This is a genomic window from Pseudomonas sp. CIP-10 (genome assembly GCF_020911845.1).
GTDB classification, from domain to species: domain Bacteria; phylum Pseudomonadota; class Gammaproteobacteria; order Pseudomonadales; family Pseudomonadaceae; genus Aquipseudomonas; species Aquipseudomonas alloputida.
The window spans coordinates 2,561,930-2,573,646 of record NZ_CP087160.1 but is presented as its reverse complement, the minus strand read 5'-3'; the positions used below and the strand labels follow the sequence as shown (position 1 = coordinate 2,573,646).

Annotated in this window: 11 protein-coding genes and 2 pseudogenes; 4 read left to right on the top strand and 9 right to left on the bottom strand. The window is 64.1% G+C overall.

Annotated elements, in window-relative coordinates; translation table 11 throughout:
- Window positions 1-3 precede the first annotated feature (3 nt).
- Together LMH93_RS11725 and LMH93_RS11720 are read right to left on the bottom strand one after the other, a co-directional pair.
- Entirely contained in the window at window positions 4-573 is a 570-nt protein-coding gene (locus LMH93_RS11725; protein WP_014756385.1) for an acyl carrier protein, read from the bottom strand.
- 437 nt (window positions 574-1,010) lie between these two features.
- Window positions 1,011-1,520, bottom strand: a pseudogene (locus LMH93_RS11720) (ATP-binding cassette domain-containing protein); the annotation flags it as partial.
- A 411-nt stretch (window positions 1,521-1,931) separates the two neighbouring features.
- Here LMH93_RS11720 and LMH93_RS11715 point away from each other — a divergent pair.
- From LMH93_RS11715 to LMH93_RS11700, 4 genes and pseudogenes are all read left to right on the top strand, one after another.
- Window positions 1,932-2,105 (top strand): hypothetical protein, encoded by a 174-nt coding sequence (locus LMH93_RS11715; protein WP_003253966.1) that lies wholly within the window; start codon window positions 1,932-1,934, stop codon window positions 2,103-2,105.
- A 46-nt stretch (window positions 2,106-2,151) separates the two neighbouring features.
- Window positions 2,152-3,339: an acyl-CoA dehydrogenase family protein gene (locus LMH93_RS11710; protein ID WP_004576530.1), complete on the top strand. Its 1,188-nt coding sequence runs from the start codon at window positions 2,152-2,154 to the stop codon at window positions 3,337-3,339.
- An 8-nt stretch (window positions 3,340-3,347) separates the two neighbouring features.
- The gene (locus LMH93_RS11705) at window positions 3,348-4,451 is read left to right on the top strand and encodes a sigma-54 interaction domain-containing protein (protein WP_003253968.1); all 1,104 of its coding nucleotides are present in this window, start codon (window positions 3,348-3,350) and stop codon (window positions 4,449-4,451) included.
- Between the two features lie 51 nt (window positions 4,452-4,502).
- Window positions 4,503-4,571 (top strand): annotated as a pseudogene (locus LMH93_RS11700) (hypothetical protein); the annotation flags it as partial.
- Window positions 4,572-4,661: 90 nt separating this feature from the next.
- Here the strand turns inward: LMH93_RS11700 and LMH93_RS11695 are convergent.
- The 7 genes from LMH93_RS11695 to msuE form a co-directional block, all read right to left on the bottom strand.
- Window positions 4,662-5,987: an ABC transporter substrate-binding protein gene (locus tag LMH93_RS11695; protein WP_003253969.1), complete on the bottom strand. Its 1,326-nt coding sequence runs from the start codon at window positions 5,985-5,987 to the stop codon at window positions 4,662-4,664.
- Between the two features lie 67 nt (window positions 5,988-6,054).
- On the bottom strand, window positions 6,055-7,122 hold the full coding sequence (locus LMH93_RS11690) for a branched-chain amino acid ABC transporter permease (RefSeq protein WP_003253970.1): 1,068 nt from the start codon (window positions 7,120-7,122) through the stop codon (window positions 6,055-6,057).
- A 12-nt stretch (window positions 7,123-7,134) separates the two neighbouring features.
- The gene (locus LMH93_RS11685) at window positions 7,135-8,016 is read right to left on the bottom strand and encodes a branched-chain amino acid ABC transporter permease (protein WP_012052698.1); all 882 of its coding nucleotides are present in this window, start codon (window positions 8,014-8,016) and stop codon (window positions 7,135-7,137) included.
- Window positions 7,992-8,825 carry an ABC transporter ATP-binding protein gene (locus LMH93_RS11680; RefSeq protein WP_014861566.1) on the bottom strand — a complete coding sequence of 278 codons (834 nt, stop codon included), beginning with the start codon at window positions 8,823-8,825 and terminating at the stop codon, window positions 7,992-7,994. Before LMH93_RS11680 ends, LMH93_RS11685 begins: the two co-directional genes overlap by 25 nt.
- 9 nt (window positions 8,826-8,834) lie before the next feature.
- The gene (locus tag LMH93_RS11675) at window positions 8,835-9,965 is read right to left on the bottom strand and encodes an AMP-binding protein (RefSeq protein WP_108191587.1); all 1,131 of its coding nucleotides are present in this window, start codon (window positions 9,963-9,965) and stop codon (window positions 8,835-8,837) included.
- 11 nt (window positions 9,966-9,976) lie between these two features.
- Entirely contained in the window at window positions 9,977-11,068 is a 1,092-nt protein-coding gene (gene sfnG, locus LMH93_RS11670; RefSeq protein ID WP_230065180.1) for a dimethylsulfone monooxygenase SfnG, read from the bottom strand.
- Between the two features lie 26 nt (window positions 11,069-11,094).
- Window positions 11,095-11,655, bottom strand: coding sequence for an FMN reductase (gene msuE, locus LMH93_RS11665; protein WP_003253975.1), 561 nt, complete (start codon window positions 11,653-11,655; stop codon window positions 11,095-11,097).
- Window positions 11,656-11,717 lie beyond the last annotated feature (62 nt).

Sequence of the window (11,717 nt, the reverse complement as noted above, 5' to 3'; positions counted from 1 at the left end):
CCCCTACGCCGAAGCCTTCAACTGGGTGGCCGCGTACTGCTCAACCAACAGACGCGAGATCGAGTCACCGTCCAGAGGGGTCAGGCGAGCACTGCAACCGCCACACACCACTTGTTGGCGTTCATTGAGTTGGGCATGAGCCGCGCCACACTCAGGGCAGGTTTCGGGGAGGTGGTTGAACACGTTATGGCATTGCTGCGCCCAGTTCCGCACGGTGGTGGCTGAGAAGACATCGCCCGGCTGCATGCCCACGTGCAACTGGCCCGGCGCATAAGCGCTGAGGCTCTGCTCCAGCAAGGCCACGCCGTCCTGCGTGATTCGGCCTTTTTCGATAAACCGGGTGGCGTCGCCAAACACCGCTACCGCGTGATCCAGCACGCTGGTTTTCGGCAAGGTGCAACCGTACTGACGGCCCAGCTGGAAGCTCAGGTCGACGATGTCCAGCGAGTCGGCGCTGAGGTCGTCAACGATACTGCTGTGCTCTGTCACGTCGCCCCTGTCCAACACCAGCAACTGCGCAAGAATCTCCTGTGTACTGCTGATAACGCTGTCCAGTTCCAACGGATTATTCATTGATTGTTTCCCTACAAAAGCCGCATTGAATGAATAAAGTCATCGGGCCAAAAAAGCTGTTTTCAGGCCAGATCTATCGAGGGCCGGGAGTCTAAAGTCTCCCCCTAAGGGGAGAGTCAACGTGCCATCAGTGCTTTTTGTGGGAAATCCCGACGCACCCTGAAACCTTTGATTTATGCCGCTCAATGGGGCTTGGAGAGGAATCGTAAGATGACAAAATCGATGGCTTGAAACAGCACGAGAGTTCCAGAAATGGGGTGTCACCGTACCCGCAAGCACCAGAGGTACCCTGCGCAGCGGAACGGTTTTCGTCGGGCCGTGAATCTCGTTGATCAGTAGGTTATTGCCGCGTTCACCGGCTTGCCGATCAGGTGATAAACCAGCCCCGCCGCAAAGCCGGCCATAGGCAACAGCCAGATGACCCAGCGGTGGGTGGTTGCCCGCGCAAGCCCGACACGTTGCTGCATGCCACCAGACAACTCGTGGGGCAAACGCTCGCCCCACGCTTTCAGCCCCACCGCCTGCAACTGCCGTTGTGCCGCTGCGCGTCGTGTACGCTCCGGCTCACCGCGCAATCCCAGGGGCAAGGCCACGTTGTCGAGCACGCTTCGATGCGGCAGCAAACCGAAATGCTGGAACACCATGCCGATGCGCTGCGACCGCAGTTGGCGCAGCGCAGGCTGCGTCAAGTCGCTCAGGGCCTCACCGTCGATGAGCACCTCGCCGCTGCTCGGTTCTATCAACCGGTTGACGTGGCGCAGCAAAGTCGACTTGCCGCTGCCGGATGTACCCATCAAGCAAAGCACTTCGCCACGCCGCACCGCGAGGTTCACTTGCTCAACCGCGTTGCTGGAGCCTGACCGGCTCCCCTCGTAGCGTTTGGTGACCGCGCGAAATTCCAGCGCGACAGCAGGAATCGATGCAGAGCCAAGGAAGTCTGCGCTGATCCGCGCAGGGGTTTCCAAAGGGTCGTTGGCAATCAGTGGATATTTATCAGCGATCACGTCGCCCCCTGGAGTTCAGTGGATTCCAGGGCAACGACGCAGACGCCATGCCAATCGGCCAAACCCCGCGTACTCAAGCGCGAGACGGGTTTTTGTCATGCCGGCATGGTGTTGAAGAGGCAGCAACGTTGCATGGCTGCTGTTGTGTGGGAAACAGCGAGGAACACGCCTGCGGTCTTAGTTGAACGAAAGCTTTGGCAGCCTTGTGCTGCCATTGCATTTGCAATGACTAAGTATTCCATGCGGGAATATAAATATTATTTTTTATTATTTTTAGAGATATGAATCGACTTTTATACTTTCATCAGACCCGCGATGAATCGGGGTAACCGTGCTGGAGGGTTGAAGTTTCTGATGCCAACGTCATTGCCTACCTCCGGCCAATCCCAGGTGCTGTTGCAGCTGCACCCGCTGTTCAGTTTCTTCCAGCCTCTGCAGGCCCGCATCCCGCTAGCCGCAGAACGCACCGCAGCCCTCTTCCACCGCCAAGCGCATGTGCTGAGCAAATTGCCTGAGGAGCCGCTATGAAACGCCCCCCAATCCGCCCTCCCCACCCGCCAGCGAGGAATGCCGAGTGACAACCCCTCTACGACCTGCCGTGCTCAGCCCCTTGCAGACTGCACGTCGCCTAGCGACGGCGTTCGCCGAAACCGCCGTCGAGCGCGACGAGGCCGGCGGCACACCCAAGGCCCAGCGCGACGCTATCCGCCAGAGCGGCTTGTTGGCGCTGAGCATACCCACCCAGTTCGGCGGCCTCGGCGCCAGCTGGAGCGAAACCCTGGAGGTGGTGCGCGAATTCGCCCGGGTCGACAGTTCCATCGCCCACGTCTTCGGCTTTCAGCACCTGATGCTGGCTACCGTACGCCTGTTCTCCCGCCGCGATCAGTGGCAACCCTGGTTCGAGCAGACCGCGCGCAAGAACTGGTTCTGGGGCAATGCGCTCAACCCCCTGGACAGCCGCACCGTACTCACACGCTTCGACGGTTGGTACGAGTTTTCCGGCAAGAAGAGTTTCTGCTCAGGCGCCAGCGACTCGGAAATGCTGATTGCCTCGGCAGTCGATGAAAGTGCTGGCGGCAAGCTGCTGATCGCTGCCATCCCCAGCGGCCGCACCGGTATCACACTGCATGATGACTGGAACAACATGGGCCAGCGCCAGACCGACAGCGGCAGCGCTACTTTTGAGCGCGTGCGCGTCGAAGAGAACGAGATGCTTCTCGACCCCGGCCCGCTGAGCACCCCCTTCGCCAGCCTGCGCCCGCTGATCGCCCAGTTGCATTTCGCCAACGTATTCCTTGGTATCACCGAAGGCGCTCTGGAAGAGGCCCGCCATTACACGTTGAAGGAAGGCCGCCCGTGGTTCCGCTCCAAAGCCCGACATGTCAGCGAAGACCCTTACATCCTGCGCCACTACGGCGAGTTCTGGGTCGGTCTGGAAGGCGTGCGCCTGCTGGTGGAGCGCGCCGCTACGCAACTCGACGCGGCCTGGCACAAGGAGCACGCGCTCGGCGCCGAAGAGCGTGCGCAACTGGCGCTGGCCATCGCCACGGCCAAGGTGGCGGCGGCACGCACTGGCCTGGACATCTGCAACCGCCTGTTCGAGGTCACTGGCGCACGCGCGACCCACGCCTCGCTACGCCTCGATCGCTACTGGCGCAACCTGCGTACCCAGAGCCTGCACGACCCGCTGGACTACAAACTCCACGAGCTGGGTGAGTGGGCACTGAGCCAGACGCGACCCACCCCATCTTTCTACTCATAGGAATCGCCATGCAGTTGCTGACCCTCCCCCCTTCGCCGTCACTGGCCACCTCGATCCGGGCGACCGCACAGGTCTTCGAAGACGCTAGATCGCAGGCGCTGCTCGCCCACCTGCAACAGGTCGCCCCCAGCGAGGCCAGCGTCCTGATCATCGGCGAGACCGGCACGGGCAAGGAGCTGGTCGCACGCCACATACACAACCTCAGCGGACGGCGCAACGGCCCCTTCGTCGCGGTGAACTGTGGCGCCTTTTCGGAGTCGCTGGTGGAAGCCGAGCTGTTCGGCCACGAGAAAGGCGCCTTCACCGGCGCCCTGGCGGCCAAGGCCGGCTGGTTCGAGGAGGGCAACGGCGGCACGCTGTTCCTCGACGAAATCGGCGACCTGCCCATGGCCATCCAGGTCAAGCTGTTGCGCGTGCTGCAGGAGCGTGAAGTGGTGCGCCTGGGCTCGCGCAAGAGCATCCCCATCGACGTGCGCGTGGTCGCCGCCACCAACGTGCAACTGGACAAGGCCATCGCTGCCGGCAACTTCCGCGAAGACCTGTACTACCGCCTCAACGTGGTCAGCCTGCAACTCTACCCGCTGCGAGAACGCCCGGGCGACATCCTGCCGCTGACCCGACACTTCATCAAGACCTACTGCAACCGCCTGGGTTACGGCGAAGTACGCCTGTCCCCCGAGGCCGAACGCAAGCTGGTGAGCTACGACTGGCCCGGCAACATCCGCGAGCTGGAAAACGTCATCCACCACACCCTGCTGGTGTGCCGCAATGGCCTGGTGCAGGACGACGACCTGCGCCTGTCGCACCTGCGTATCGAGCGCCAGGACAAGTCGCCGGTGAGCACCGCCGAAAGCGCCGAAGAGCAGTTGCTGCGTGCCTTTCAGCGCCTGTTCGAGGAGCAGGCCGGCAGCCTGCACGAGAAGGTCGAGGACACCCTGCTACGCAGTGCCTATCGTTTCTGCCACTGCAACCAGGTGCACACGGCCAGCCTGCTGGGCCTGAGCCGCAACATCACCCGCGCCCGGTTGATCGCCATCGGCGAACTGGTGGTCAATCGGCGCCGGCCAGAGCCCCAGATGCGCCCTGAGCGGGCGATACAACTATCAATCTGAGAGGCCGCCACGAACGATTGCCCCCCTTGCCAACTGCGCCAAGAGGGTTGCGAAGGACAGAAGCGCATGGCCGCGCCAAATGGCGGCAATCGCAACAGACTGGAAGCAGCCCCCAACCTTTGAGCCGGTGTGGGCCTGGTGCGCGGCGGCGCCCGAACTGCGCAGGGCTGAAGACAGGCCGGGGGGACGCCACCGGCCCTGCCCGCGCGATCAGCCTTCCTGGCTGCAATCACGCGGGGTGATACCCTTCTCTTTGGCATATTGATGCGACGAGGCCTCGATGATCGGCCGCAAAAACGCGCGGTCGGCCTGTACCCAGTCGCTGATCAGTTTCCACTTCTGCCCGTCCCACTGCTGGAAGCGCACCGCGCCACCGCCTTCATGGTCGGAGCAGGACAGTTTAAGCGGCTGCACCAGCCCCTTGGCACCGAGTGCCTGCAGGCGGGTATCGTCCAGGTTCAGGTGTTCGAAGCCCCAACGCACCTGCTCGCCACTCAGCGGTTGCCTGCCGAACTTCTCCTGAGCCAGACGCAATGCCTCGACGTTGAGGATGCCGTTGACCACGCCGAGGTTGTAGTAAACGGTGCCGAAGCGCTTCGGATCGGCCAGGTCGCCTTGGCCCTTGTCCACCACCGCCTGTTCGATGCCCTGCAGCACCGGGAACTCGGTACCGGACGGATGCGTGGTGATGGCGATGAAGCCCTTGGCCGCGGCACCGGCAGGCGCCGCGTCTTCCTCGGAGTTGCTCCAGATATTGCCGATGATACGGTCGGCAGGGAAACCGACCTTCTGCGCAGTCTTCAGCGCCACCGGGTTCATCACGCCCCAGCCGCGCAGGATGACCCAGTCCGGCTTCAGACGGCGGATGTTCAGCCACTGCGATTGTTGCTCGTTGCCGGGGTGCGGCACCTCCAGCAGGGTCAACTCGAACCCGTACTTGTCCGCCAGGGCCTGCAGCACCTCGTTGGTTTCCTTGCCATAGGGCGAACCGTGAAAGAGCGTGACGATCTTCTTGCCCTTGAGGCCCTGCTCGCCGCCTGCCTGCTGTGCGATCCAGTTGACGATGGCCGATACTTCGGAATAGGGATTGAGCTGCAGCGGGAAGACGTAAGGGAACACGCTGCCATCGGTGGAGTCGGTACGCCCGTGGTTGATGGTGATCAGCGGCAGCTTGTCGGCCGTGGAGCGTTCCAGGGTGGCATACGCGATACCCACCGACAGCGGATTGGTGGCGGCAGCCGGTGCGCCGTTGAGCCCACCCTTGAGGCGCTCGTAGCACTCCACCCCCTTCTCCACGACGTATTCAGTCTCGCACTCGCTCCAGGTCAGCTTGACACCATTCACGCCGCCTTGGGCGTTGACGTACTTGAGGTAATCGATAAAACCACCGAAGAAACCGGTGCCACCTGCGGCATAGGGGCCAACGCGGTAGCTCTGCAGGGGGAAATACTGTTCGTTGGCCGCGTGCACGTTGAGTGCACCGGCCGCCAGGCTCACGGCCAGCGCTAGGCGGCCGAGGACGGATCGGGTCGACATCGTGGTTATCCTTTACAAATCAGTGGGCAGTGACATAAGGCGGGCGAAGCCCGGTGCGAAGGTTCGCTCAGTGGCGCAACGGCCAACGCCGAGTGCGCTCGCGAAAGCGTTGCCAGAGGCGCGCCAGGCCCTCCGGTTCCTTGATCAGGAAGATGATGATCAGCGTGCCGAAGGCCATCTTCTGCAGGTTCTCTATCTGTCCGGCATCAATCAGCCCGGTCGGCAGCAACCCGGCCAGGTTCGACAGCAGCACCGGGAACAGCACGATGAAGGCGGCGCCGAGGAAGTTCCCGAGGATGCTGCCCAGGCCGCCGATAATGATGATGAACAGGATCTGGAACGAGCGGTTCAGGTCGAAGCCGTGTGGCTCCACCGTGCCCAGGTAGGTGAAGGCCCAGAGCGAACCGGCCACGCCGAGGTAGAAGCCGCTGATGGCAAAAGCCAGCAGTTTGGTCTTCAACAGGGGGATGCCGATCACTGCGGCGGCGGTGTCCATGTCGCGCACCGCCATCCAGTTGCGCCCCAGTTCGCTGCGCACCAGGTTGGCGCCCAGCCAGAACAGCGCGCTGACCACCGCCAAGGTCAGCAGGTAGCGCCCGGCCGGCGACGAAAAGTCATACCCGGCCATCAGCAGCGGCGGCGCGCTGATCACCCCCGAGGCACTGTCGTTGCTGAACCAACTGAAGCGGGTCAGCGCCCATGGCACGAAGAACTGCGCCGCCAGTGTCGACACCAGCAGATAGAAGCCCTTGATGCGCAGGCTCGGCAGGCCGAACACCACAGCCACCAGCGCCGCCACCAGGCCGCCGAGCAGCAGGCTGGCCAGCAGCGGCAGCCACGCCACGCGCAGCTCGAAATTATAGGCCGCGAAGGCACCTACTGCCATGAACGCCGCCGAACCCAGGGACAGTTGCCCGGCATAACCGGTCAGCAGGTTCAGCCCTAAGCCGGCCAGCGACAGCAGTAGAAATGGGATCAGGATGGCACTGAACCAGTAATCGTTGCCCAGCAGTGGCACGCCGATGAAGGCGAACAGGACTAAGGCCGCCAGGCCCAGCCGATCCTGGCGCAGGCGGAAGAATCGTCGGTCGTCGGCGTAACGCACGCTGAACTGACCCGCTTCTCGATACAGCATGATCGACGCTCCTCAGACTCGCTCGATGGCGCGCTCGCCGAACAGCCCAGCCGGACGCACCAGCAGGAACAGCAGGGCCAGCACATAGGGAAACCAGTTTTCGATGCCGCCGCCGATGAGCGGCCCGAGGTACACCTCGGCGAGCTTCTCCGAAGCGCCGATGATCAGGCCGCCGACGATCGCCCCGCTGATCGAGGTGAAGCCGCCGATGATCAGCACCGGCAGGGCCTTGAGCACCACCAGCGAGAGCGAGAACTGCACCCCCAGGCGCGCGCCCCAGAGCAGCCCGGCGACCAGCCCGACGAACCCGGCCACCGCCCAGACCACCGCCCACACCCTCGGCAGGCGGATACCGACGCTCATCGCCGCGCGGGGATCGTCGGCCACCGCACGCAGCGCCAGGCCGATGCGCGTGCGGTTGAACAGCAAGGACAGTAGCACCACCAGGGCCGCCGCCGTTGCGGCGGCGAACAGGTCGAACTGCGACAGCAGCAAGCCACCCAGTTCCAGCGGCGCGTCGCTGATGGCCAGCTCCAGGCCGTGAACCTGGGCGCCCCACAGGGCCTGGGCGGCGCCCTCGATGATGTAGGCCAGGCCGAGCGTGGCCATGAACAGGGTAATCGGCGAACGCCCGACCAATGGCCGCAGTACCGCCCGTTCGATCAGCAGCGCCAGGGCGATCATCGTCGCCAGGGTGACGAGAAAGGACAGCCAGAACGGCACGCCGCGCTCCAGCAGGCTGACGAAGGTCAGCGCGGCGAACAGTACCATCGCCCCCTGGGCGAAGTTGAACACACCGCTGGCTTTGTAGATCAGTACGAAACCGATGGCCACCAGGGAGTACATCACCCCGGCCAGCAGGCCACCGATCAGCACTTCGAAAAAGAATGCCATGTCGCGCTCCTGTGTGGGAACAGCCCCGAAGCCGCCGCCGGGCGGACACCCAGATAGGCCGCGATCACGTCGGGGTTGCGGCGAACCTGCTCGGGGGAGCCGTCGCCGATCTTGCGGCCGTAATCGAGCACCACCACATGGTGGGAAATGCCCATGACCACGCCGATGTCGTGCTCGATCAGCACCACCGTCGTGCCGAACTCGCGGTTGATCTCGACGATGAAGCGGCTCATTTCGCGCTTCTCCTCGGCATTCATCCCGGCCATCGGCTCGTCGAGCAGCAGCAAGCGAGGCTCGGCGGCCAGCGCACGGGCCAGCTCGACCCGCTTCTGCAGGCCATAGGGCAAGGTGCCAACGATTTCGTCACGCCACGGCTGGATGCGCAGAAACTCGATGACCCGCTCGGCGGCGGCGCGTTGGCGATCGTCCTCGCCCGGCGCGCGGCCGATGCGCAACGCCTGCTCCAGCCAGGAACTGCGGCGCTTGAGGTTGCGCCCGGTGAGCACGTTGTCGAGCACGCTCATGCCCTTGAACAGCGCGATGTTCTGGAACGTGCGAGCGATGCCGTCGCGTGCCGCTGCATGTGGGTGCATCACCCGACGCTGCTGCCCGGCAAAACGAATACGCCCCTGCTGCGCCCGGTAGACGCCATTGATGATGTTCAGCAGCGAGCTCTTGCCCGCGCCATTGGGCCCGATCAGCGCACAGATCTCGCCTTCGGCGACGCTGAAGCCGATGTCGCTGATGGCCTTCACACCCTTGAACGACAGGCTGATGCCCTCCAGCTCCAGCAACGGGGAATTCGACATGAACGCTCCTCAGACGGGCTGAACCCGGCTTTGCGACCGAGCAGCGAGGGATGAACGAGGGCTGCGCACGGCCTGCCAGCGGGGCGCCTCCCGCCAGATACGCGGCGCCACCCCAAGGGCGGCGAAGAACGCCTGCACCTCGCCCGGCAGGGCCTCACCGACCAGCAGCGGCACCCGGGTGCGGCTCAGGCCCAGCACATCGCGCAAAGGCCGACGCAGCAACACGTGGCCAAAGCCGTTGCGCAGCAACCCACCGCGCGCGTCAAGCGCCCAGTCCAGCCCGCGCCGCAGCAGGCTGCCCGGCAGCGGTAGACGCTGCTGCGCCAGTGCATACAGGCGGCCGTAGCTGTCGTGGGTGCCGAGTACCAGGGTCGGGCCGAGTTCACGGCGGTCGGTGTCGCGGGTCGCCAGGCTCTCCGGAAAATTCATCCGAAAGCCTGCCAGCAGCCAAGGCGCCAGCAGGTAGCGGGCCTGGCCGCTGGTGGCGAAGTTGCGGGAGGCCAAGGCTTCCTCGGCCGCCGTCAGGCGCTCCTGTTCGACCAGCCGACGCCCCTCGCCCAGCACCTCGGCATGGCTGAGCCCGTGCTGCTGAACCTGGCCATCGGCATCCAGCCGGTGAAAGCTGAACGCTGGGCGCTCGCTCTGCGCCTGCACCGCCAAGGCAGGATCGGGCAACTGCGCGGCCAGGCGAGCGTAATTCGGCAACCCGGAATCCGCCAGGCCACGGCCATCGGCGTAGAACAGCAATGCCGGCACATGACCGCTCGCCAGCACCCGCTCGACCTCCTCCTGACCTTCGGCAAAGACGAACCCGGCCTGCAGTTCACGCAACAGCGTCAGTTGCTCCGCGTCGGGCATCAGCGGGTCGAGCAGTGCCGCGACGCCGCCCAGCCACTGCGCCGCCAGGCTTGCCAGCAGCGCCTCAGGGCGCGGCCGGCTGACGATCAGCAGGCTGTCGCCGGCCGCGAAGCCGGCCTCGCGCAGCCCGGTGGCCAGGCTCTGCACCTCGGCCAGCAGTTGCGCCCAGCTGCGCGCCTGCCACAGGCCTAGACGCTTGTGGCGCAACGCAACGTCCGCCCCACGTTGATGTGCGCGGGCCAGCAAGCTGGCCGGCAGGTTGTTCGCGAGCGCCTCATGCATGGCCGCGCACCTCAGGCCACAGCGAGGGAGGCATGCTGCTCCTGCTCCAGTTCGCGCACCAGCGGCAACACATGCTTGCCGAAGTACTCGACCTCTTCCTGGAAGTGCAGGAAGCCGGAGAGGATCAGGTCGACGCCGACCGCCTTGAGCGCGACGATGCGTTCGGCGATCTGCCGTGGCGTACCGATCAGGTTGGTCTTGAAGCCGTCGTTGTACTGCACCAGGTCTTCGAAGGTCGACTTGGCCCAGTTGCCCTCGCCTTCCGGGCTGGCCGCACCGGCGTTCTTCACTTCACTGCCAAAGCCGTTGACCGCCTCCGGGTCGGCCTTGGCGATGATCTCCGCCAGCACCGCGCGGGCCTCTTCTTCGGTGTCGCGGGCGATGATGAAAGCGTTTACCCCGACCTTCACCGAATGCCCGTTGGCCGCTGCCTTGGTGCGGATATCGTCGACCTGGGTCTTGATGCCCTCGACACTGTTGCCATTGGTGAAGTACCAGTCGGAGACCCTCGAGGCCATGTCGCGCGCGGCCCGCGAGCTCCCGCCCTGGAAGATTTCCGGGTGCGGTTGCTGCAGCGGCTTGGGCTTGAGGGTGTAGTCGTTGAAACGGTAGAAATCACCGTGGAAGCTGAAATTGTCCTGCGTCCAGATAACCTTCAGCGCACGAATGAACTCCTCGGATCGGCGATAGCGCTCATCATGGTCCAGCCATGGCTCGCCGATGGCGCGAAACTCGCCCTTGAACCAGCCGGACACCACGTTGATGGCGATGCGGCCCGCGGTGAACTGGTCGATGCTTGCCAATTGCTTGGCTGCCAATACCGGCGTCCAGGGTCCGGGCAGGATCGCGGCGATCACCTTGAGTTTTTCGGTGGCGGCCAGCAGCGCGTGGCTGATGGTTACCGACTCGTGCTGGTTGTCAGCGCCATAGCCGGCGGTGAAGCGGATCTGCGAAAGCGCGTACTCGAACCCGGAACGCTCGGCAATCTGCGCCAGCTTGCGGTTGTAATCGATGTCCCAGCTGGTGCGTTGTTCGATCTTGCTGACAACGAGGCCACCGCTGACGTTAGGAACCCAGTAGGCGAATTTGATCGGTTGGCTCATGGCGATGTCTCCTGTAACTCGGAAAGTCAGGCCGCGCGGGCGACCGGGATATGAAAGAAGGCGCCGACGGTATCGAGTACCCGCTCGATCCGTTCGAACTGCGCAGGGTCAGCCAGGCGCTGATCGTCGAAAGACTCGACACTGGCGTACAGGCCGTACGGCAGGGTGTGGGCCTGGAAGAAAGCGAATAGCGGGCGCAACTGGTGATCGATCATCAAGGCATGTCGCTCGCTACCACCGGTGGCGGCAAGCACCACGGGCACGCCCTTGAGCGACTGGTAATCGACCAGGTCGAACAGGTGCTTGAACAAACCGGTGTAGGACGCGCGATACACCGGGCTGCCGACCAGTAGCAGGTCGGCTTGCTCGATGGCCTGCAAATGCGGTTGCAGGTCAGCCGAGGCGCTATCGCGCTCCAGCGAACCGGCCAGGCTGGCGGACAACTCGGCGATGCGCACCCAGTGCACCTCCAGCTTCGGCAACACGGCCGGCAGCCGCTCCACCAGGGCCTGCAGCAGACCATGGGTGCGTGATGGAGCCCGCAGGCTGCCGGACACCACCACGACCCTGATAACACGTGCGTTCATGCTCATCCCTCCTTGCCCAGCGGGCATTACCTGAGGGAGCTTCAGCAGCAACCGTGCCAACC

Bases quoted from the DNA above. Each gene is read 5' to 3' on its own strand.
- LMH93_RS11725 (WP_014756385.1), bottom strand. From the start codon at position 573: ATGAATAATCCGTTGGAACTGGACAGCGTTATCAGCAGTACACAGGAG.
- LMH93_RS11715 (WP_003253966.1), top strand. From the start codon at position 1,932: ATGCCAACGTCATTGCCTACCTCCGGCCAATCCCAGGTGCTGTTGCAG.
- LMH93_RS11705 (WP_003253968.1), top strand. From the start codon at position 3,348: ATGCAGTTGCTGACCCTCCCCCCTTCGCCGTCACTGGCCACCTCGATC.
- LMH93_RS11695 (WP_003253969.1), bottom strand. From the start codon at position 5,987: ATGTCGACCCGATCCGTCCTCGGCCGCCTAGCGCTGGCCGTGAGCCTG.
- LMH93_RS11690 (WP_003253970.1), bottom strand. From the start codon at position 7,122: ATGCTGTATCGAGAAGCGGGTCAGTTCAGCGTGCGTTACGCCGACGAC.
- LMH93_RS11685 (WP_012052698.1), bottom strand. From the start codon at position 8,016: ATGGCATTCTTTTTCGAAGTGCTGATCGGTGGCCTGCTGGCCGGGGTG.
- LMH93_RS11680 (WP_014861566.1), bottom strand. From the start codon at position 8,825: ATGTCGAATTCCCCGTTGCTGGAGCTGGAGGGCATCAGCCTGTCGTTC.
- LMH93_RS11675 (WP_108191587.1), bottom strand. From the start codon at position 9,965: ATGCATGAGGCGCTCGCGAACAACCTGCCGGCCAGCTTGCTGGCCCGC.
- sfnG (WP_230065180.1), bottom strand. From the start codon at position 11,068: ATGAGCCAACCGATCAAATTCGCCTACTGGGTTCCTAACGTCAGCGGT.
- msuE (WP_003253975.1), bottom strand. From the start codon at position 11,655: ATGAACGCACGTGTTATCAGGGTCGTGGTGGTGTCCGGCAGCCTGCGG.